The following is a 19,933-nucleotide window of genomic DNA, read 5'->3' on the forward strand; positions in this document are numbered from 1 at the left end:
GATGACCAAGATCACTCTCGGCAAGGCCATCAACGCGGGCCTGCGGGCCGCGATGGAGAAGGACCCGAAGGTCGTCGTGATGGGCGAGGACATCGGCAAGCTCGGCGGTGTCTTCCGGGTCACCGAAGGCCTGCAGAAGGACTTCGGCGAGGACCGGGTGATCGACACCCCGCTGGCCGAGTCCGGGATCATCGGTACGGCGGTCGGGCTCGCGCTGCGCGGGTACCGCCCGGTGTGCGAGATCCAGTTCGACGGGTTCGTGTTCCCGGCGTACGACCAGATCATCAACCAGGTCGCGAAGATGCACTACCGGTCGATGGGCAAGATCAGGATGCCGGTCGTCATCCGGATCCCGTACGGCGGCGGCATCGGCGCGGTCGAGCACCACTCGGAGTCGCCGGAGACGCTGTTCGCGCACGTGCCCGGGCTCAAGGTGATCTCCTGCGGCGACCCGGTCGACGCGTACTGGATGATCCAGCAGGCGATCGCGTCCGACGACCCGGTGGTGTTCTTCGAGCCGAAGCGCCGGTACCACGAGAAGGCCGAGCTGGACGAGTCCGCCGGGCCGTCGCTGCCGCTGCACAAGGCGAAGGTGGTGCGGGAGGGTTCCGACGCGACACTGCTCTGTTACGGGCCGATGGTGAAGACGTGCGTGCAGGCCGCGGAGGCTGCGGTCGAGGACGGGCGGAACCTGGAGGTCGTGGATCTGCGGACGATCGCGCCGTTCGATCTGGCGACGATCTTCGCGTCCGTCAAGAAGACGCGGCGGGCTGTGGTGGTGCATGAGGCGCCGTACTCGTTCGGGCCCGGGTCGGAGATCGCGGCGCGGGTGACGGAGGAGTGCTTCTACCACCTCGAGGCGCCGGTACTGCGCGTGACCGGGTACGACACGCCGTACCCGCCGTCGCGGATGGAGGACGAGTACCTGCCGGACCTGGACCGGGTGCTGGACGGCGTCGACCGGGTGATGGGGTACTGATGGGCATCCAGCAGTTCCGCCTCCCGGACGTCGGTGAGGGGCTCGTCGAGGCCGAGATCGTCAGCTGGAAGGTCAAGCCCGGCGACACGGTCAAACTGAACGACACAGTCGTCGAGATCGAGACCGCGAAGTCCCTCGTCGAACTCCCGGTCCCGTTCGCCGGCACCATCACCGAGCTGTTGGTCCCCGAAGGCGAGACGGTCCCCGTCGGTACGCCGATCATCTCGGTCCAGACCGACTCCGTCGACGAGCCCGCACCAGAGCCCGACGACAACGGCGGCCGCACCGCAGTCCTCGTCGGCTACGGCCCCAAAACCACCGAAGCCAAACGCCGCCAACGCAAACCCGCGGGCACCGCAGCTGAGCCAGTCGAGGTACCCGTGGTTGAGGCTCCAGTCCCACCGCCGGTACTCGCACCTGCTCCTGCAGCTGTGGAAACCGGGACCGTGCACGTGCTGGCGAAGCCGCCGGTGCGGAAGTTGGCGAAGGATCTGGGGATTGATCTGGGGGCGGTCTCGCCGACCGGTGCCGGGGGAGTGATCACCCGCGCGGATGTCGAGGCGTACGTCGCGGCTCCGGTGGCGGGCGAGTTGCCGAGCGTGACGGCGTACCAGCCTGCACCGGTGGTGAGCGCCCAAGGCGACACCCGCGTCCCGGTGAAGGGCGTACAGAAGGTGATGGCGCAGGCGATGGTTGCCAGCGCGTTCACGGCGCCGCACGTGACCGAGTGGATCACCGTCGACGTCAGCGCCACGATGGAGCTCGTCGAGCGGCTCAAGTCGGACAAGGCGTTCCGCGACCTCCGCGTCTCCCCGCTCCTGATCGTCGCGAAGGCCGTCACGCTGGCGGCCCGCCGTACGCCGATCGTGAACGCGGCCTGGGACGAGCAGGCCCAGGAGATCGTCTACAAGGGCGCGGTCAACCTCGGCATCGCCGCGGCCACCCCGCGCGGGTTGATCGTCCCGAACATCAAGGGCGCCGACTCGCTCACCCTGCCCGACCTCTGCCGGGCGCTGAACGACCTGGTCGCCACCGCCCGCGAGGGCAAGACCCAGCCGGCGGACCAGGCGGGCGGTTCGTTCACGATCACGAACGTCGGCGTGTTCGGCGTCGACGCCGGTACGCCGATCATCAACCCGGGCGAGGCCGCGATCCTCGCGTTCGGCGCGGTCCGGAAGCAGCCGTGGGTGGTGGACGACGAGATCGTCCCGCGCTGGATCACCACGCTCGCGCTGTCCTTCGACCACCGCCTGATCGACGGCGAGAAGGGCTCCACCTTCCTCGCCGACGTCGCGAGCATCCTCGAGGATCCGGCGCGCGCACTGATGTTCTGAGACGAAGGGCCGGGCTGTCGCCCGGCCCTTCTCTTTTGCGGACCGCCACCACTCACCAACGCCGCTCCCGGCCGCCGACGGCCGCGGCGAGACGCGTGAGCGCGGGTGGCGACCGCCGGTTGCTGAGTGGCACAGGTCCGGTTGACCTCAAGCGCTTGAGGTGTGTGACCGCGACACCCCCGCGAACCACCATCCTCGAAACCGCACAGAGCCTCCGCCTACTACCCCCAGGCGTCCTCTGACCGCCAGCGCCAACCAGCCATCGACGGTCGTCCGCGCCGGCCGACGACCAGCGAGCTGTACGTCGCGCGCCAGGTCCGCGGCGGCCGGCGCAGGGTCCGCCGTACGTCGTCCGAGTCGATGTCGATCGGGAACCGCAGAAAGATCTGGAACCGCTCGTCCTTCGCATTAAGCGCGACAAGGAACTTCTGTGGATCCCGATAATCGGCCCCGGCCCAGGTGAGCTCCAACCCGGCCGGCGTGAGGTCGAGCCCGTTGTCGATCGGCGGAGGCTGCCAGTTGAGCCGCCCCACCTCTGCGTGGTACCGCGTGGCGTCGAAGGAGACGCCGTGGTCCAGCGGCGCGTCGCCGAACCAGTCCCAGTGCACGACGCCGTCCGTCCGGCTGATCTGCGCCTCGGTGGAACCGCAACCCGGCTCCCCACATCCGCAGCGACCGACGACGACCCGACTCAGTTCAGCCAGCCGATTGCAGGGTACGAGGAGGTCGAACGGATGCATGCCCATCCCGTCGAGCGGCTCGGCGATGTTCAGGTTGTTGATGCGGACAAGCACCTCCGGCCCGAGTTCGCCGTCCACGATCTCCAGGCGGAGCGTGTCGGTCGGCAGTCGTGCGTACGGCGTACCGTCGATCACCTGACCGGGTACGCGCGGATCAGGTCGAGGTATTCCCAATTCGTGAAGCGCCGCGATCAGCAGCCCCCCGCGCCGACGGGTGCTCGCCGGCGCGGCGGTGAGCGCCCGAAGCGACGGCGCGTCGAGCCCATCCGCGATGGCGTCAGCTGCCGCGGCGGCCAGGTCGTCACCGCGCGCCGCGGCGTCGTACAGCCGCTGCTCGGGTGACGTGTCCACCGCAACATCATCCGCCTGACCGGCCCCGGTCGTGGTGAGAGGGTGTTCGAGTGGTGGTGATCTTGGTGGTGCTGGGGGCGGCGGTTCTGCATGCCACGTGGAATGCGATGGCGCACGGGGCGCCGGACCGGGTTGCCGGGTTGGCGTTGTTCGAGGTGGCGGCCGGGGTGATCGGGCTGGTCGCGGTGCTGGTGATGGGGCTGCCGCCGGCCGGGACGTGGGGGTACATCGTCGCGTCGGCGCTTCTGCACCTCGCGTACCTCGGCGGGCTGTTGGCGTCGTACCAGTTGGGGCAGTTCAGCCAGATGTATCCGTTGGCTCGCGGTACGTCGCCGTGGGTGGTGGCTGTGGTGTCGATCGTCGTACTGCATCAGCAACTGGCACTGCTCGAGTTGGCCGGCGTACTGCTGGTCTCGGCGGGGCTGATCGGCCTTGTCTTCATCGGTCGTCCCGGTCGCAACCAGCTCCCGGCGATCCTTGCCGCGGTCGGGACCGGGTTGATGATCGCGTCGTACACGGTGGTCGACGGGGTCGCCGTACACAAGATGCCGGTGGCAACGTACATGGGCTGGGTCTTCATGCTCCAAGGATTCGCCGTACCACTGGCCGTCCTGGCGTGGCGCGGCCCGCGGACGTTCGACCTCCCGCGTTCGGCGATCCTCTCGGGCCTCGCGGGCGGGGTCGTGTCGATGGCGGCGTACGGGCTGGTGCTGTGGGCCCAGACCCGCGGCACCCTCGCCGCCATCGCCGCGCTCCGCGAGACCAGCATCATCTTCGGCGCGATCATCGGCGCGCTGTTCTTCCACGAACGCTTCGGCCCGAAACGAGCGACCGCGGCGGCCGTCGTCGTCGCCGGGATCGTGCTGATCACAACGGGTTAGTCGCAGGTACGGTCGGCACTCCGCGGGTCGTCGACCTTCTGGCTGCGGTAGATCTCGCCTTCCAGCGCCGCGTCCCGCCACGGTCGCGCTCGTTCGAACCAGACGTCGTAGTCCAGCCGGTTCAGGTCGGCGTACACCAGGCCTTCGCGACCGTCGAGTCGTACGAGGTAGCGCCCGTCGGGGCCGATGACGCCGGAGTTCATCAGGTGGGCGGTCTGGGAGGGCAGGGACATGGCGACCCAGTACGTGTTGATCGACGCGTGCGCGCGGGCCTTCACCTCGAAGACCTCGTCGACCGGGTACGCCGAAAAGAGCAGGCAGTCGACTCCGAGCGCGCGGTACTCCGCGAACAGGTCGGGAAAATTGATCTCGACACAGATCGCCGCCCCGAACCGGAACCCGTCGACCTCGAACACCACCGGCTCGAATCCGGGACTGTAGAACCTGGTGATCTCGGTGTGCGAGCAGAACCGCTTGTCGTACCGGTCGACGATCTTCCCGCCGTCCGAGATCACGTACAGGCTGTTGTGCGGACGGTGCGGCGGCGTCAGCGGATGGGCGGATCCCAGTACGACCCAGATGCCGAGCTCGCCGGCGAGTGCCGTGATCTGCCGGAGTTCATCGCGTACGGCGGGCCAATCGACGTCGTCCCAGTCGTCGACCTGTTCCTTCGCGTACCCGGACAGGAACCCCTCCGGGAACTGCAGCAGCCGGGCGTTCTGCGCGGCGGCGTCGCGCATCAGCCGGCGTACCGTATCGCCGTTGCGACGTACATCGGCGGTGGCAGTCGTCTGGGCGACCGCGATGCGAAACGATTGCGTGGTCATTGGCGTCCCTCATGCCCCGGCGCACGGTTTCTCAGCAACCACGCCCGAGACAGTCGGACCGACGACAACGACCCGAGACCAAGGTCCCTTTGCCTTCACACCAGACCGTGCTGAGAACGGCCACCGAAGGTTAGGCGCAGGCCACGCCGCCCCACATCGTGCCCGCTGATCCGACCCGCGTCAATCAAACACGACCTGCAGATTGCGCTGGTGCGGCCCCATCATCCAGTCCTGTTCCATCCGTACGTCGACGGGCTCCTGCCGCCGCCGTAGCGCATCGACGTACGCCCGATCCGCCGCGAGCCGCGCCGCCACCTCAGCCCTGTCGGCCACGGCCCCGTGCCCCGGAACGACGACGTCGACGTGCTGGACAGCCTCCTCGAGCCGGTCGAGCGCCGCCTCGTAGGCATCGAACTGCCCAGGCCGACCCGGGTCGAGCATCGGAATCAGTACGTTCGGCCTGAGCCAGCGCCTTGCCTGTTAGCTCTTGCTCTGCGTAACTACACCGTTTGTCAGTTCCTTCAGAGCTAGTACCCCAGTTGTCAGATCTTGGTGGTCGTAGTACCTCGCCTGTTAGGGCTTGAGGGTGAGTGGGGGTCCCGGGCGGTGGACCCCCACTCGGATTGGGGGTTAGCGGGTTACCGCGTCTAGGGCGTCGGCTATGCCTTCGCCGTAGAAGGAGTTGTTGGCGGTGGTGCCGGTGCAGCGGGGGTCGGGGGTGGTGGGGCAGGCGGTGTCGTCGGCCTCAGCTTGGAGGGCTCGTTCGATGTCGCGGGGGCCCCACGAGGGGTGGGTGGACTTGATGAGGGCGGCGATGCCGGTGACGTGGGGGGAGGCCATGGAGGTGCCGCTCATCAGGCCGTAGCCGCCGCCGGGGAGGGTGGACAGGATCGAGCTGCCGGGGGCGGCGACGTCGATCTTGTTCAGGCCGAAGTTGGAGAAGCTGCTGCGGGCGGTGGTCCTGGTGGTGCTGGCGACGGTGATCACGCCGGGGAGTTCGGTCGGCATGTCGAGGCAGTTGCTGTTGATGGTCCGCGGGGTCGCGGTGGAGTCGTTCGGGCTGCCGTTGTCGGTGGTCTTGTTGGCGAGGTCGTAGTTCGAGTTGCCGGCGGCCGCGACGGACAGGGTGCCCTGGTCGGTGGCCCACGCGTACGCGCGGCGTACCGCTTCCTGGACCGCGCCCTGGTCGCCGTTGTCCTTGCACCAGAACTCGAACGGGTCGATGAAGTAGCTGTGGTTCGTGACGGCCATGTGGTGTTCGGCGGCCCACACGATGCCGCAGATCGAGTACTCCGGGTAGATGAAGCCCGCGTCGTTCACCACCTTCACGGACGCGATCCGGACGCCGGGCGCGACGCCGACGATGCCGATGCCGTTGCGGGCGGCCGCGACGGTGCCGGCGACGTGCGTACCGTGCGAGCTGGTCGTCGGGCGCCAGGCGCCGGCGGTGCGGTCCGGTACGCCGTTGTTGATGCAGCTGACCGAGTCCGCCGCGTCGAAGTTCGGGGCGAGGTCCGGGTGGTTGTCGTCGACGCCGCTGTCGTTGATGCCGACAAGGACGCTGCGGGACCCGTCGGTGATCGCGTGCGCCTGGTCCGCCTTGATCTGCTGCATGTCCCACTGCTCGCCCTCGCGCGGGTCGGCGACCGGGGTGGCGGTGGCCTCGTCCAGGGCGTTCATGCCGCCCTCGCTGACCGCGGCGGTGCGGGTGGCGCCGACCGACTCGACCTCGCGGCCGTTGTGGGTGGCGCGGAGGTCGGTGCGGAAGCCGGGGTTGGTCGACTGGGCGATCACCACGCCGAACTGCTGGTACGAGACCAGGACCTTCCCGCCGGCGTCCTTGATCGCGTCCTCGGTCTTGCGGACGTGACCGGGGGTGGCCTTGGTGTTGACCACGTAGTTCATCAGCGGGCCATCCGTGGTCGCGGCGTGCGCGCCGGTGGTGGCGCCGAGCGACACGCAGGCGAGCGCGGCGGCGGCGAGACCGGCGGCCAGCCGGCGGGGACGGGGAGTTCGGGACACGAGGCCTCCTCAGGGCAGGGGCCGGACGGACGGGTCCGGACCGGTAACCCGAGACTCTAGGCCGGATCGCGGGGAAGCGGAGTTCTTCGTCCACAACGCAGGGGAAACCCTGCGCCAAGCTGTGCACATCCTGTGGATACCCCTGTGGATAACCTGGGGAATATTCGGCTTCGCCAGTGGATTGCCTGTGGGTGTAAGATAGATACAACAAAGATACGAGTCGTATGGGTGGGGTGTGGGTGGCAACCGGGGACGCGGGACGTGACGCGTTGACATTGGGTGACGAGACCGCGGAGATCGCGCGCGTGGTGGTCGAGGCGGCGCCGGGGGTGGAGAAGATCCCCGCGGCGGAGCGCGTGTACGCGTACGTCAAGGCAGCGATCCTCGACCGGGCGTACCCGGGTGGCGAGCTCCTCACCGAGGGTGAGCTGGCGACTGCGGTAGGTGTCTCCCGTACGCCGGTCCGCGAGGCGCTGCTCCGGCTCGAGGAGTCCGGCCTGGTCAAGCTCTACCCGAAGAAGGGCGCGCTGGTCCTGCCGGTGCTGCCGCAGGAGATCGACGACGTGCTCGAGGCCCGTGAGCTGCTCGAGACGCACGCCGCCGCCAAGGTCTGGCCGCGCCGCAAGCAGCTGATCGAGGCGCTGACCGAGCGCGTCGACGAGATGCGCGCGCACCGCAAGGCCAACGACGCGAAGCGGTTCCTGGAGGCCGACCGTGCCTTCCACGAGGCGATCGTCGATGCCGCGGGCAACCAAATCCTGGCCAAGCTCTACAACAGCCTCCGGGACCGCCAGGTCCGGATGGGGGTGCCCGGGATCGAGGTCCAGCCGGCCCGGATGGACAAGTCGATCACCGCGCACCAGGAGATGATCGAGGCGCTCGGCGGGAACAGCGTGAAGCGGTTCCGCGAGCTCGTGATCGCGCACATCGAGACCGCCGCGACGGATCTGCGGGGCACGCGGTGAACGAACTTCGCTACCCCCTGGGCGGACGGCGTGCCTGGGCGGTGTGGGCCACTGCTGTCCTCACGTACCTCGTCACCGTGCTGCACCGCGGCTCCATGAGCGTGGCCGGTCTGCAGGCCGCGGAGCGCTTCCACATCTCCGCGTCCGCGCTGGCCAGCTTCACCGTCGTACAGCTGACGGTGTACGCCGCCATGCAGGTCCCGGTCGGTGTACTGCTCGATCGTTACGGCTCCAAGCGGCTCCTGATCGCCGCGTCCGGGCTGCTGTTCGTAGCGCAGTCCGCGTTCAGCATGGTCAACTCGTACCCAGCCGCACTCGCCGCACGCGCAGTACTAGGTGTTGGCGACGCCCTGGTGTTCATCAGTGTGCTGCGCGTGGTCATGTCCTGGTTCCCTGCGCTACGTCAGCCCGTGATGTCACAGGCGACAGGAATGCTCGGTGGTCTCGGCGCGATCATGTCGACCGTTCCGATGGCTGCTGCCTTCCATGCGTTCGGCTGGACGCCGACGTTCGCTGCTGCGTCAGTGCTGAGCCTGGTGACGGGCGTGCTGGTGCTACTGCTCGTCAGGAACACGCCGTACGACGAGCAGCTCCGCCGCGCGAAGCCGCCGCTCAACGAGGTCAAGAAGAATCTGCGCCGCGCCTGGAGAGAACCAGGCACGCGCCTGGGCCTGTGGACGCACTTCACGACAAGCTTCTCCGGGAGCACGTTCGGCCTGCTCTGGGGCTACCCGTTCCTCGTGCAGGGTGAGGGGGTCGCCCCAACGACCGCTGCGGCCATGCTGATCATCCCTGTGCTCGCAGGGCTCTGCTACGGACCGCTAGTCGGACGGTACGCCGCCAAGTTCCCGTTCTACCGGTCCTGGATCGTGCTGGCGGTGATCGCGGGCTCGGTGCTGATGTGGACCGTCGTACTGCTGTGGCCTGGGCGTGCGCCGATGCCCGTGCTGCTGGCGTTGATCGTCGTACAGGCAGCCGGCGGGCCGGGCTCGATGCTGGGCCTGGACTACGCCCGTACGTTCAACCCGACCACACGGTTCGGGGCGGCGAACGGGATGGTCAACACCGGCGGTTTCATCGCGACGCTGCTCTGCATCGGGATGGTCGGCGTACTGCTGGACGCGTCGTCCGGCGGCGCACCGCAGGCGATCGGTGACTTCAAGGTCGCGCTGGCGTTCCAGTACGTGCTGTGGGCGATCGGTACCCGGCAGATCCTCAAGTACCGGCGCAAGGCGCGTGGCAACCTCGCGCGCTACAACCCGGAGGCGTACCAGGCGCTGCTGGCGAACCAGATCGTGCCGCTGAAGGGCTGAGACAGCGCCGTGCCAGGCCTGTGCCAGCACGTCGGGAGACCGTGGTCCCAGTAAGCAACAACTGGGAGGAACCCGATGACCACAACGAACCAGGTCGCCATCGAGGCGGTCGGCTTGGTCAAGAAATATGGCAGTACGACCGCTCTTGCCGGCGTCGACCTGAGCGTGCCGACCGGCACCGTTCTCGGGGTCCTCGGCCCGAACGGCGCCGGCAAGACGACCGCGGTCCGCATTCTCGGCACACTGCTCCGGCCGGACGCCGGGCACGCAGTAGTCGGTGGGTACGACGTCGTCCGCGACGCGGGGAAGGTCCGCGGCATCATCGGCCTGACCGGGCAGTACGCGTCGGTCGACGAGGACATGTCCGGGCGCCGGAACCTGATCATGATCGGCCGGCTGCTCGGGTACTCGCGGCCGCGGGCGCGGGCCAAGGCGGACGAACTGCTCGAGCGGTTCGAGCTGACCGCCGCCGGCGACCGGATCGCGAAGACCTACTCCGGCGGTATGCGCCGCCGCCTCGACCTGGCCGCGAGCCTGGTCGGCAACCCGAGCATCCTCTACCTGGACGAGCCCACCACGGGCCTCGACCCGCACGCCCGCAACGGCGTCTGGGAGACGGTCCGCAACCTGGTCCTCGACGGTACGACGGTCCTGCTCACGACGCAGTACCTCGAGGAGGCCGACGCGCTCGCCGACTCGATCGTGGTGTTCGACAAGGGCGCCGTGGTCGCGAACGGACGGCCCGCCGAGCTGAAGGCGCAGGCCGGCAAGCAGTCGCTGGACGTGCGCCCGGCCGAGCCCTCGCACATCGAGCGGGTGGCCGCGATCGTGGCCGAATCGGTCGGTACCCGGCCGACCGTCGACGTGGTGAACGCGCTGGTCAGCGTGCCGGTGACGGACGGCTCGTCGATGCCGGTCGTCGTACGGCGGCTGGACGAGGCCGGGATCGCGGTGACCGAGCTGTCGCTGCGGCTGCCCAGCCTGGACGAGGTGTTCCTGGCGCTCACCGGCCACACGGCGGAGGAGCCGAAGGTCCTGGAAGGAGCGGGCCGATGAGCACTGTCGCCATCGAAACCAGAAGGACGAACCCGTTCGCCTGGGTGCAGCAGAGCCTGACGCTCGCCTGGCGGAACATCGTCCGGATCCGGCAGAACCCGGAAGCTCTGGCGGACGTGACGTTCCAGCCGATCATCTTCCTGGTGCTGTTCCTGTTCGTGTTCGGCGGTGCGATCGCGCAGGGCGCCGGCTGGCGCGACTACCTGCCGTTCCTGCTGCCCGGTCTGCTCGTGCAGACGGTCGTGTTCTCCACGATGGGCACCGGCGTCGCGCTGAACGACGACTTCGCGAAGGGCGTGTTCGACCGGTTCCGGTCGCTGCCGATCGCCCGGATCGCGCCATTGGTCGGCGCGGTGCTCGGCGACGCGGTCCGGTACAGCCTGTCGATCGTGATCCTGATGGGGACCGGCTTCGCGCTCGGGTTCCGGTTCCAGAACGGCGTCGGGTACGGCGTACTCGCGCTCGTGATCGTGCTGGCGTTCGCGCTGTCGATGTGCTGGATCTGGGTCTGGCTGGGGCTGTCGCTGAAGACCGCCCAGGGCGTGCAGGGGGTGGCGTTCCTGGTGATGTTCCCGCTGACGTTCGGCAGCAACGTGTTCGTGAAGACCGACACGCTGCCGGGCTTCCTGCAGGCGTTCGTGAAGGTCAACCCGGTCAAGTACCTGGTGGACACGATGCGCGGGCTGATGCTCGGCGGCCCGATCGAGAGGCCGCTGCTGATCACGCTCGCCTGGATGGTCGGCCTGGTCGGGGTCTTCGCCCCGCTGGCGATCCGCGCCTACCGCCGCCGTACCTGAGGAAAACTGTCGGTGGTGGGCGTCAGAGTGGTCGCATGACGACCAAGTGGACGCTCACCTTCGACTGCGCCGATCCTGCTGTGGTCGCGCGCTTCTGGTGTACGGCGCTCGGCTACACGGAGTCGGCTCCGCCGCAGGGGTGGGACAGCTGGGAGGCGTGGTTCACCGACCTGAACGTCCCCGAGGACGAGTGGAACGACGGCGCCTCGATCTCCGACCCGAACGGCGTGCTGCCGTCGATCTCGTTCCTGAAGGTCCCGGAGCCGCGCACCGTCAAGAACCGCCTGCACCTGGACCTTCAGGTCGCAGGCGGTCGCGCGCAACCCCAGCATCTCCGCGAGCAACGCATCCGCAGCACCGGCGACAAACTCCAGGCCGCCGGTGCCACGCTGGTCGAGGAGTTCGCGACCGGCGACGTCCTCGACCACCTCTGGATGCAGGACCCCGAGGGCAACGACTTCTGCGTGGTCTAGACGGGGTTGATCTCGCCGAAGGACAGCGGCTCGCGGGTGCACAGGTAGGTTGCCCAGTGCAACTTTATCGGGCGCCCGGCCGGGTCGCGGGTGATCTGCAGCAGCTCGCCGGTCTCGCGGCCGGAGACCGTGCGGTACGTGTCGTCGGCGACGCGCTCGAAGACCGCGGGCGACTGGTACTCGGCCGCGCCCGGGGACTTCGCCTCGAGTACGCCGTTCCGCACCGAGAACACGAACGGCGACCCTTCGGTGAACCAGGTGCCGAGTACGCCGGTCAGCTCGTCGGGGACCGCCGTACCCGGGACCCAGGCCTCGGGCGGCAGCGGGTCGTCCTCGAGGACCTTGATGATCAGGTCGGTCGCCAGCGCGCTCGGGGCCGGCGACGAGGTGGCGCCAAACAGCGCGATCCCCGCCGTGCCGGAGGAGCGGTCGACGAATGTCGACGTGATGTGGCCGGGCATCCCGCCGTCGTGGCCGACGAACAGCCGGTCGCCGCGGCGCAGCAGCATGAACCCGAGGCCGAAGGCCAGTTGCCAGCGGTCCACGTCGGCCATGATCTGCACCTGGCACATCTCCTCGAGGGTGTCCTTGGACAGCACCTCGTCGACCGGGTTCGCGACGAACATCGCCCACTTCGCCAGGTCCTCCGCGGTCGACGCCAGCCCGCCGCAGGCGTCCATCGCGCCGATGTCGAGCAGCGGTTCGCGGACCGGTACGTCGGAGAACGGCGGCACGTAGTACCCGGTTTGGGCCGGCCCGCCGTCCATGCCGACCGTGGTCCGGCGCATCTGCAGCGGGTCGAGGATCCGCGCCTTCACCGCGTCGTACCAGGACCGGCCGTCGAGTCGCGCGACGATCTCGCCGAGCAGCGAGAACACCAGGTTCGAGTAGTGGAACCGGTGGTGCGGCTTGCCGATCCGCTCGGCCGCGTTCCAGCCCGGGACGAGCTCCTCGCGGGACGGGAACTTCATCAGGTCCCAGACGTCGCCGACCGGCTCGCGCTGCATGCCGCTGGCGTGGCTGAGCATCTGCCGGACCGTGATGCCCTCGTGGGTGCTGTCCGGGATCAGCTTCTCGATCGTGTCGTCGAGGCTGAGCTTGCCCTCGTCGCGGAGCGCCATGATCGTGACCGCGGTCAGCGTCTTGCTCTGCGACGCGATCAGGAACTGCGAGTCGGCGGTCGGCGGTACGCCGGGACTGTCCAGGTCCGCCGATCCGGCCCCGGCCGACCAGGCCAGCGATCCGGCGCGGGCGACGGCGCCCACCACCCCGGGAACCCGGCCCTTGGATTGACGTTCGGCGACGATTCGGGAGAGCGCGACCTGGGTCGGCGCGGCAATTTCTGTCACGTCTCCCGACCCTAAGGGAGCGAAGTGACAAAAGGCAGGGTGTTTGGTCGGAAGGATGTGCGAGGCTGGTGAAGTGCGCATAGCGGTGCTCGGTCCTCTCGCGATGTGGGCGGCCGACGGGACTCCGCTCGACATCCGCGGCGTTCGCCTGCGCGGGCTGCTGGCGCGGCTGGCGCTGAGCGCGGGGCGGCCGGTCAGTGTCGAGACGCTGGTCGACGGGCTGTGGGGCAGCGAGGCACCGAGCGCGAACGCGCTGCAGTCGCTGGTCTCGCGCCTCCGGGGCAGCCTGCCGACGACCGAATCGAGCATCTCGGTCCAGTCAGGCCCGGCCGGCTACACGCTGACGATCGGCCCGGACTGTGTGGACACCCTCCAGTTCGAGGACCTGGTACGGCGGGGCCGCGCGGTCCTCACGTCCGACCCGGAGCAGGCGCACGCACTGCTCACCCAGGCTGACAAGCTCTGGCGGGGCGAGGCCCTGACCGACCTGCGTGACCTCCCGTTCGCCGCGGTCGAGGCGGATCGGCTCGCTGAGCTGCGGCTGGCCGCCGCGGAGGACCTGGCCGAGGCTGCGGTCAGCTGCGGTCACGCCCGCGACCTGATCGCCGACCTCGAACACCTCGCCGTCACACACCCGCTGCGCGAACGCGTCCACGAGCTCCTCATCCGAGCCCTGTACGCCGACGGTCGCCAGGCGGAGGCCCTGACGGCGTACGAACGTATCCGCACCACCCTGGCCGACGAGCTCGGCGCTGATCCCGGTCTACGGCTCCGGGACCTGCATGTGTCGGTGCTGCGGGGCGATGCGGTGGATCCTGCGGCCAGGAGCACCGCCGTACCCGCTCCTGCTCCGGCTGTGCCGCGGAACAACCTGCGGGCTCCGCTGACGAGTTTTGTCGGCCGCCGGGAGGACGTGGTCGAGCTGACCCGGCTGCTGAGCAACGGGACCCGGCTGGTCACCATGGTCGGCCCTGGCGGTGCTGGGAAGACCAGGCTCGCCACTGAGACCGGTAGGTCGCTCGTGGACCAGTCAGGCGACGGCATCTGGTTCGTGGAGCTGGCACCGTTGGGTGACGCGGCTGACGTCGCCCCCGCCGTGCTGTCGACTCTTGGCGCTAGTGAGTACGTCGACGTCACGCAGGCTCGGTTTGCGCCGCAACACATCCCAACCAGCCGCGCCGCGACCCAGCGGCTCGTGGAGGTCATCGGCGACCGCCGGATCCTGCTCGTGTTCGACAACTGCGAGCACCTGGTCCAGGAGGTCGCAGGACTCGTCGACTCGCTGCTCGCGTCGTGCCCGCGGCTGCGGGTGCTGACAACGAGTCGTGAGCCTTTGAGCATCCCCGGTGAGCACCTGCACCCGGTCGGTCCGCTGGACCTGCCGCCGGAGGACGCGGACACCGACGAGTACCCGTCGATACAACTCTTCGTCGACCGCGCCCGCGCCGTACGGTCCGACTTCCAGCTGACCGACGCGAACCGGGAAGCCGTGGCGGAGATCTGCCGCCGGCTGGACGGTATGCCGTTGGCGATCGAGCTGGCTGCGGCGCGTCTCAGGGCCCTCAACCCGCCGCAGATCGTCGACCGGCTGGCGGACCGGTTCCGGCTGCTGACCAGTGGCTCGCGTACGGCGCTGCCGCGGCACCAGACGCTGCGGGCGGTCGTGGAGTGGAGCTGGGACCTGCTGGACCCCGACGAGCAGGCGGTCGCCCGGCGGCTGTCGCTCTTCTCCGGCGGTGCCACCCTGGACGCGGCTGAGCAGATCTGCAGCGACGAGAACCTCCCCGCGGAGTCCGTGCTCGGCGTGCTCGCATCGCTTGTCGACAAGTCGCTCGTGGAAGCCGCCGCCGACGAACGGTCCGTGCGCTACCGGATGCTGGAGACGGTCCGCGCGTACGGCGCCGAGCAGCTGAAGGCCTCGGGGGAGTACGACCGCTTCCGCTGGGCGCACACCGTGTACTTCAGCCGGATCCTCCGCAAGGCGCGGCCCAAGCTGCGGACCGGCGAGCAGATCGAGTGGATCGCCCGGCTCACCGCCGACAACGAGAACCTGATCGACGCGCTCCGGACCGCGATCGACACCGGCTCCGCGCGGGTCGCCGTACAGATGGTCGCGGTGCTGGGGGAGTACTGGACGATGAGCGGGCGCCCGGCCGAGGCGGTGACCTGGATGCAGGCCGCGCTCGCTGTACCCGGGCGGACCGTGCCGCTGGACAAGGCCGAGGCGCTGTACCTGCTCGCGCTCGGCCGGATGTCGACCGGGCAGGACCCTGCGAAGGCGTTCCAGCAGGCGGCCCGCGGGCTGGCCACGGTCCGGTGGATGACGCGCAAGCACCCGATCCTGGTCGACTCCGGGATCGGGCTGTTCACCAACGCGGTCTGGGCCGCCGTACGCCGGGACAAGGCGACCTGCTTCGCCGAACTGGAGGCCGCCGGGCGGCACCCCGACCCGTGGATCCGGAACATGGGCGTGATGACCAGCGCGATGTTCCGCGAGAACGAGGGCGAGGTCACCGAGATGGCGGCCGACCTGACGATCGCGCTGGACGGGTTCCGGGAGATCGGTGACCGGTTCGGTACGTCGATGGCGCTGCGCGGGCTCGCCGGATACCAGGCCAGCACCGGGGATCATGCGGCCGCGCTGGAATCGCTGGTCGAGGCGCTCCGGCTGATCGAGGAGCTCGGTACCACCGAAGGCGTCGGGCAGTTGCTCGGCAGCTGCGCGATGAGCCGGGTCGAGCTGGGCGACTACGACGGCGCCCGCGCCGACCTGCAGCGGGCGTTGCAGCTGTCCGAGCAGACGGGGTCGCGCGGCGGCGAGGCGATGGCGTACATGGGGCTCGCCAAGGTGGAGTTCCGGCTCGGGCGGGTCGAGGAGGCGCGCGAGCTGGCGGAACGCGCGTACGCGACGCTCGACCTGGACGCCGAGCGGATGGCGCCGCACGGGCAGGCGGTGATGCTCGGCCAGCTGAGCCGGATCTACGCGTCCACCGGCGACGTCGAGAAGGCCCAGCAGTGCGCCCGGGAGGCGATCGAGCTGGCGCTCGGCACCGAGGACATGCCGGTCGCGGCCGCCGTCGTCGAGATCGGGCTGCACGCCGACCTGCTGACCAGCGAGCCCGCGGAGGTGGCCCGGGTGCTCGGGCTCGCCGCCACGATGAAGGGCCTGCGCACGATCCCGGACGCCGACGTACAGCGGCTCGTCGACGAACTCCGCGATGCCCTGGGCAACGAAGCCTACGAGGCCGCCTACACCGCCGGCGCCGCCGTACCGCGCGACGAGGCCCTCGCCGAACTGCGGAAGCGCTACCTCGACTAGGCCGTGATCAGCTGGACGGCCAGGTCGCGGAGGGACTTCTGGATCTTCTGTTCCGGTGGGCGGGGGTCGGCGAGCATCCAGTCGTGGACGACCGCGTTCACCGCGCCGAGGAATGCCAGTGCGAGGAAGCGGAAGTCCTTGCGCTTGATCTCGCCGCGTTCCACCGCGGTGTCGCCGAGGTCGCGGACCTTGCCGACCAGTAGCTCCCGGAACGCGTTCCGCTGCTCCTCGACCGCCGGGCTGGTGCCGACCACCTCGACGAACGAGATCCGGGCCCGCCGCAGGTCCGCCATGATGGTCCGCAGGTACGAGTCGACGGCCGCGGTGATCCGCTCCCGCACCGGCTGGTCGGCGGTCCGGGTGAGTGCGTCCCCCGTGTTCCGGACCGCCAACTCGATCACCTGCGCGTGCACCGCGAGCAGTACGGCTTCCTTGTTCTGGAACTCGTGGTAGAAGTGCCGGGTGGACACTTTCGCCTGTGTGCACAGGCGTTCCACGGATGTCGCCGGATATCCCTCGGTCCCGAAGAGCTCGAGCGCGGCAGCCAGCAGCCGTTCCCGGCGCGCGGCCTTCCACTCTTCGACTGACCGCCCGGAATAACGGCGTACGGAGGGTTCCCTCATCACACCTCTTGTCGCTACCCCGTGCCAGATGCCGGACATCCTATCCACCCCTCGGCGCAGGCGTAACCGGGTTACTCCAGCTTGGTGTATCCCGTGGCGCCGTCGAGGAGTTCGCGGATGATGTCGAGGTGGCCGACGTGGCGGGCGGTCTCCTCGATCATGTGACACAGCACGTACCGCAGGGATGCTGCCTTGTCAGCGGGTTGGCCCGCCTCCACGGTCTCCAGCGGAAGGTTCGCGATCGTCGCGTTCGAGCGCCGGCACTCCTCGTCGTACTCGTCGAGCAGCTGGGCGATCGGTACGTCGTCGACGAACATCTCGGCGTCGACGTGCCCGCCCTCGGTCCACGGCGTCTGGCCGGTGTCGGGGACGCCCGCGATACCGAGCTGGAACCACGAGTACTCGTTCCAGCGCAGGTGCGCGACCAGCCCGGCCGGCGACATCAGCGGCGAGGTGGGTACGACGTTGCGGTGGGCATCGGCCTCGCTCAGCCCGGTGCACTTCATCCGGACGAACGAGCGCTGCACATCGAGCCATCCGATCAACTGCTCCCGCTCTCCGGCGGTCAGCGACGGACGTTGTACTTCGGTCATACGACTTCTCCTAGGTGGTACGACGCCACCCCCGGTCAGCCGCGGACACGGCAGCGGGGCAGCACGACAGTCGGACTCGACATCGCGCTCACCTCCTCTCCGTCGCCGGGGTGCCGAAGCCTCCGGCCCTCGCACCGTAGCCGACCGGCGCCGGGGAGGAAACCCCATTTCTGGCACTCTATGGAGGACAAGCGCCCGCACCGCGCATCGAGGTGAGACGTGGATCCACGGTTCGACCTGCCGCTGTACACCCGCGCCGAGGTGGCGCTCCACCTCGGGCTGCCGGCCACCACGCTCGGCGACTGGCTGCGGTCCGGGGCGCTGGAGGCGGGCCGCGGTGGTCGCGGTGAGCCGACGGTGACGTTCGCCGGCCTGGTGGAGACGCACATGCTCCGGCACCTGCGCCGTACCGGACTGTCCCTGCACGCGATCGGCGAGGCCGCGATCGCGCTCCGCTCCCGGACCGGCCGCCGGTACCCGCTGGCCTGGTCCGGGCTCGCGCACGACGGCCGCGACCTGCTGGTCGAGATCGCCGCCGAGGGCCGCGAGGCCGGCTGGGAACGGATCCGCGACAGCCAGGGCGGCTTCCCCGGCGTACTGCGCCGCGGCTCCGCCGCCATCGGCTGGTCCGACGACGGGTACGCCGGCACGCTCCGGCTGGTGATCTACCCGGACATCGACGTGCTCGTCGACCCGGCCCGCGCCCACGGCCGGCCACTCGTCGACGACGTCCCGGTCGAGGACATCCTCACCGAGATCCGCCACGGCGCCGCGTACCGCGACATCGCCGCCAAGTTCAACCTGGAGGACTTCGAACTGGAGGCCCTGATCCGCCCCCACCTCCGCCCACCCGCCTTCCGCAAACCCCACCACACCGATCCACAGCCCGACGCCCTCCTCTAGCCGTACCGAAGAACGGGTAATGGTCCGCCTCCACCCCCACCATCACCACCGCCGCCCGCTCAGCGAGACCCGCAACCGGGCACCACTACCCGTTCTTCGGTACGCCTACCGGTCGTCGCGGATCCGCTTGGCCTTGCCGAGGGAGCGTTCGAGGGCGTGTGGGGCGACGACTTCCACGGCGGCGGTGACGCCTACCCGGTCCTTGATGCGGCGGGCGAGGGCCGCGGCGGCGGTGGGGCGGTCGGTCAGGTTGGGGGTGGCTTCGACCTGGACGGTGAGTTCGTCGAGGCGGCCGGGGCGGGTGAGGACGCACAGGTAGTGCGGGGTCAGGCCGGGGACCAGGAGGATCTGTTCCTCGATCTGGGTGGGGAAGACGTTGACGCCGCGGACGATCATCATGTCGTCGGTACGGCCGGTGATCTTCTCCATCCGGCGCATCCCGGGACGGGCGGTGCCGGGCAGCAGGCGGGTCAGGTCGCGGGTGCGGTAGCGCAGTACCGGGAACGCTTCCTTGGTGAGCGTCGTGAACACCAGCTCGCCCTCGGAGCCGTCGGGCAGTACCTCGCCGGTCACCGGGTCGATGATCTCCGGGTAGAAGTGGTCCTCCCAGATGTGCAGGCCGTCCTTCGTCTCCACGCACTCCTGCGCGACACCCGGCCCCATCACCTCGGACAGGCCGTAGATGTCGACGGCGTGGATCCCGGTGCGTTCCTCGACCTCGGTCCGCATCGCCTCGGTCCACGGCTCGGCGCCGAAGATCCCGATCCGCAGCGACGTGTCCCGCGGGTCCAGCCCGCGGCGTTCCAGTTCGTCGACGATCGACAGGAAGTACGACGGGGTGACCATGATGATCCGCGCCCCGAAGTCGCGGAGCAGGTCCACCTGCCGCTCGGTCATCCCGCCCGAGATCGGTACGACGGTGCACCCGAGCCGCTCGGCCCCGTAGTGCGCGCCCAGCCCACCCGTGAACAACCCGTACCCATAGGCCACATGGCACACGTCCCCGGCACGCCCGCCGGCGGCGCGGATCGACCGCGCCATCAGATCGGCCCAGTTGTCCAGATCCCGCCGCGTATACCCGACCACCGTCGGCCGCCCGGTCGTCCCGGACGAGGCATGCACCCGCACCACCTCAGTTCTGGGCACCGCAAACATCCCGAACGGGTAGTTGTCCCGCAAGTCTTTCTTGGCGGTGAACGGCAGCCGCGAAAGATCCGCCAACGACTGCAGATCACCCGGCTTGAAGCCGACCGCGTCCAGCGCGGAACGATAGTGCGGCACGTTCTCGTAGGCCCGCCGTACGGTTGCCTGCAGCAACGACAGCTGGCGGGCGCGGAGCTCGTCGACGGACAGCTTCTCGCCGGGGTCCCGCAGTTCCGCGGGACAAGGCTCACCGAGCATGAACGAC

General features: G+C 69.3%; 18 protein-coding genes. 10 read left to right on the top strand and 8 right to left on the bottom strand.

The genetic code is table 11. The features are described 5' to 3' along the window. The first annotated feature begins 1 nt into the window (after position 1). Positions 2–979 (top strand): alpha-ketoacid dehydrogenase subunit beta, encoded by a 978-nt coding sequence (locus ACQHIV_RS31820; RefSeq protein ID WP_427887549.1) that lies wholly within the window; start codon positions 2–4, stop codon positions 977–979. Further along, complete coding sequence (locus tag ACQHIV_RS31825; protein WP_427887550.1) at positions 979–2,313, top strand: dihydrolipoamide acetyltransferase family protein; 1,335 nt, start codon at positions 979–981, stop codon at positions 2,311–2,313. The genes ACQHIV_RS31820 and ACQHIV_RS31825 overlap by 1 nt, the downstream gene beginning before the upstream one ends. A 221-nt stretch (positions 2,314–2,534) precedes the next feature. On the opposite strand, the gene ACQHIV_RS31830 is transcribed toward ACQHIV_RS31825, so the two are convergent. After that, positions 2,535–3,404 carry a hypothetical protein gene (locus ACQHIV_RS31830; RefSeq protein WP_427887551.1) on the bottom strand — a complete coding sequence of 290 codons (870 nt, stop codon included), beginning with the start codon at positions 3,402–3,404 and terminating at the stop codon, positions 2,535–2,537. Positions 3,405–3,454: 50 nt separating this feature from the next. Between ACQHIV_RS31830 and ACQHIV_RS31835 the strand changes: the two genes are divergently transcribed. Then, complete coding sequence (locus tag ACQHIV_RS31835) at positions 3,455–4,285, top strand: DMT family transporter (protein ID WP_427887552.1); 831 nt, start codon at positions 3,455–3,457, stop codon at positions 4,283–4,285. Here ACQHIV_RS31835 and ACQHIV_RS31840 read toward each other — a convergent pair. The 3 genes from ACQHIV_RS31840 to ACQHIV_RS31850 form a co-directional block, all read right to left on the bottom strand. Further along, positions 4,282–5,112, bottom strand: coding sequence for a carbon-nitrogen hydrolase family protein (locus ACQHIV_RS31840; RefSeq protein ID WP_427887553.1), 831 nt, complete (start codon positions 5,110–5,112; stop codon positions 4,282–4,284). The genes ACQHIV_RS31835 and ACQHIV_RS31840 overlap by 4 nt on opposite strands. A 180-nt stretch (positions 5,113–5,292) precedes the next feature. Next, positions 5,293–5,553 carry a hypothetical protein gene (locus ACQHIV_RS31845; RefSeq protein ID WP_427887554.1) on the bottom strand — a complete coding sequence of 87 codons (261 nt, stop codon included), beginning with the start codon at positions 5,551–5,553 and terminating at the stop codon, positions 5,293–5,295. Between the two features lie 189 nt (positions 5,554–5,742). Continuing rightward, positions 5,743–7,134, bottom strand: coding sequence for a S8 family peptidase (locus ACQHIV_RS31850; protein ID WP_427887555.1), 1,392 nt, complete (start codon positions 7,132–7,134; stop codon positions 5,743–5,745). A gap of 239 nt (positions 7,135–7,373) precedes the next feature. Between ACQHIV_RS31850 and ACQHIV_RS31855 the strand changes: the two genes are divergently transcribed. The 5 genes from ACQHIV_RS31855 (at position 7,374) to ACQHIV_RS31875 (ending at position 11,738) form a co-directional block, all read left to right on the top strand. Next, the gene (locus ACQHIV_RS31855) at positions 7,374–8,099 is read left to right on the top strand and encodes a GntR family transcriptional regulator (RefSeq protein ID WP_427887556.1); all 726 of its coding nucleotides are present in this window, start codon (positions 7,374–7,376) and stop codon (positions 8,097–8,099) included. Then, positions 8,096–9,412, top strand: a complete 1,317-nt coding sequence (locus tag ACQHIV_RS31860) for an MFS transporter (RefSeq protein WP_427887557.1) — start codon at positions 8,096–8,098, stop codon at positions 9,410–9,412. Before ACQHIV_RS31855 ends, ACQHIV_RS31860 begins: the two co-directional genes overlap by 4 nt. A gap of 75 nt (positions 9,413–9,487) precedes the next feature. Next, a complete protein-coding gene (locus tag ACQHIV_RS31865; RefSeq protein ID WP_427887558.1) occupies positions 9,488–10,468 on the top strand; it encodes an ATP-binding cassette domain-containing protein in 981 nt (326 codons plus the stop codon). Next, positions 10,465–11,265 (top strand): ABC transporter permease, encoded by an 801-nt coding sequence (locus ACQHIV_RS31870; RefSeq protein ID WP_427887559.1) that lies wholly within the window; start codon positions 10,465–10,467, stop codon positions 11,263–11,265. Before ACQHIV_RS31865 ends, ACQHIV_RS31870 begins: the two co-directional genes overlap by 4 nt. Before the next feature lie 35 nt (positions 11,266–11,300). Continuing rightward, the gene (locus ACQHIV_RS31875) at positions 11,301–11,738 is read left to right on the top strand and encodes a VOC family protein (protein ID WP_427887560.1); all 438 of its coding nucleotides are present in this window, start codon (positions 11,301–11,303) and stop codon (positions 11,736–11,738) included. On the opposite strand, the gene ACQHIV_RS31880 is transcribed toward ACQHIV_RS31875, so the two are convergent. After that, on the bottom strand, positions 11,735–13,087 hold the full coding sequence (locus tag ACQHIV_RS31880) for a serine hydrolase domain-containing protein (protein ID WP_427887561.1): 1,353 nt from the start codon (positions 13,085–13,087) through the stop codon (positions 11,735–11,737). The two genes, ACQHIV_RS31875 and ACQHIV_RS31880, sit on opposite strands and share 4 nt — an antisense overlap. Positions 13,088–13,160: 73 nt before the next feature. Here ACQHIV_RS31880 and ACQHIV_RS31885 point away from each other — a divergent pair, with 73 nt between their 5' ends. Then, on the top strand, positions 13,161–16,406 hold the full coding sequence (locus ACQHIV_RS31885) for a BTAD domain-containing putative transcriptional regulator (protein ID WP_427887562.1): 3,246 nt from the start codon (positions 13,161–13,163) through the stop codon (positions 16,404–16,406). Here the strand turns inward: ACQHIV_RS31885 and ACQHIV_RS31890 are convergent. Together ACQHIV_RS31890 and ACQHIV_RS31895 are read right to left on the bottom strand one after the other, a co-directional pair. Next, a complete protein-coding gene (locus tag ACQHIV_RS31890) occupies positions 16,403–17,029 on the bottom strand; it encodes a TetR/AcrR family transcriptional regulator (protein ID WP_427887563.1) in 627 nt (208 codons plus the stop codon). The genes ACQHIV_RS31885 and ACQHIV_RS31890 overlap by 4 nt on opposite strands. Before the next feature lie 71 nt (positions 17,030–17,100). After that, complete coding sequence (locus ACQHIV_RS31895) at positions 17,101–17,622, bottom strand: DinB family protein (RefSeq protein ID WP_427887564.1); 522 nt, start codon at positions 17,620–17,622, stop codon at positions 17,101–17,103. A 219-nt stretch (positions 17,623–17,841) separates the two neighbouring features. Here ACQHIV_RS31895 and ACQHIV_RS31900 point away from each other — a divergent pair, with 219 nt between their 5' ends. Continuing rightward, positions 17,842–18,525, top strand: a complete 684-nt coding sequence (locus ACQHIV_RS31900; protein WP_427887565.1) for a hypothetical protein — start codon at positions 17,842–17,844, stop codon at positions 18,523–18,525. A gap of 105 nt (positions 18,526–18,630) precedes the next feature. On the opposite strand, the gene paaK is transcribed toward ACQHIV_RS31900, so the two are convergent. Next, positions 18,631–19,926 carry a phenylacetate--CoA ligase PaaK gene (gene paaK / locus ACQHIV_RS31905; RefSeq protein ID WP_427887566.1) on the bottom strand — a complete coding sequence of 432 codons (1,296 nt, stop codon included), beginning with the start codon at positions 19,924–19,926 and terminating at the stop codon, positions 18,631–18,633. Positions 19,927–19,933 lie beyond the last annotated feature (7 nt).

Source organism: Kribbella polygonati (assembly GCF_050320105.1).
In the GTDB taxonomy this organism is placed as follows: domain Bacteria; phylum Actinomycetota; class Actinomycetes; order Propionibacteriales; family Kribbellaceae; genus Kribbella.

Excerpts from the sequence above, each read along its gene's own strand:
- ACQHIV_RS31820 (WP_427887549.1), top strand. The coding sequence starts at position 2 with ATGACCAAGATCACTCTCGGCAAGGCCATCAACGCGGGCCTGCGGGCC.
- ACQHIV_RS31825 (WP_427887550.1), top strand. The coding sequence starts at position 979 with ATGGGCATCCAGCAGTTCCGCCTCCCGGACGTCGGTGAGGGGCTCGTC.
- ACQHIV_RS31840 (WP_427887553.1), bottom strand. The coding sequence starts at position 5,112 with ATGACCACGCAATCGTTTCGCATCGCGGTCGCCCAGACGACTGCCACC.
- ACQHIV_RS31845 (WP_427887554.1), bottom strand. The coding sequence starts at position 5,553 with ATGCTCGACCCGGGTCGGCCTGGGCAGTTCGATGCCTACGAGGCGGCG.
- ACQHIV_RS31865 (WP_427887558.1), top strand. The coding sequence starts at position 9,488 with ATGACCACAACGAACCAGGTCGCCATCGAGGCGGTCGGCTTGGTCAAG.
- ACQHIV_RS31870 (WP_427887559.1), top strand. The coding sequence starts at position 10,465 with ATGAGCACTGTCGCCATCGAAACCAGAAGGACGAACCCGTTCGCCTGG.
- ACQHIV_RS31875 (WP_427887560.1), top strand. The coding sequence starts at position 11,301 with ATGACGACCAAGTGGACGCTCACCTTCGACTGCGCCGATCCTGCTGTG.
- ACQHIV_RS31890 (WP_427887563.1), bottom strand. The coding sequence starts at position 17,029 with ATGAGGGAACCCTCCGTACGCCGTTATTCCGGGCGGTCAGTCGAAGAG.
- ACQHIV_RS31895 (WP_427887564.1), bottom strand. The coding sequence starts at position 17,622 with ATGACCGAAGTACAACGTCCGTCGCTGACCGCCGGAGAGCGGGAGCAG.
- paaK (WP_427887566.1), bottom strand. The coding sequence starts at position 19,926 with ATGCTCGGTGAGCCTTGTCCCGCGGAACTGCGGGACCCCGGCGAGAAG.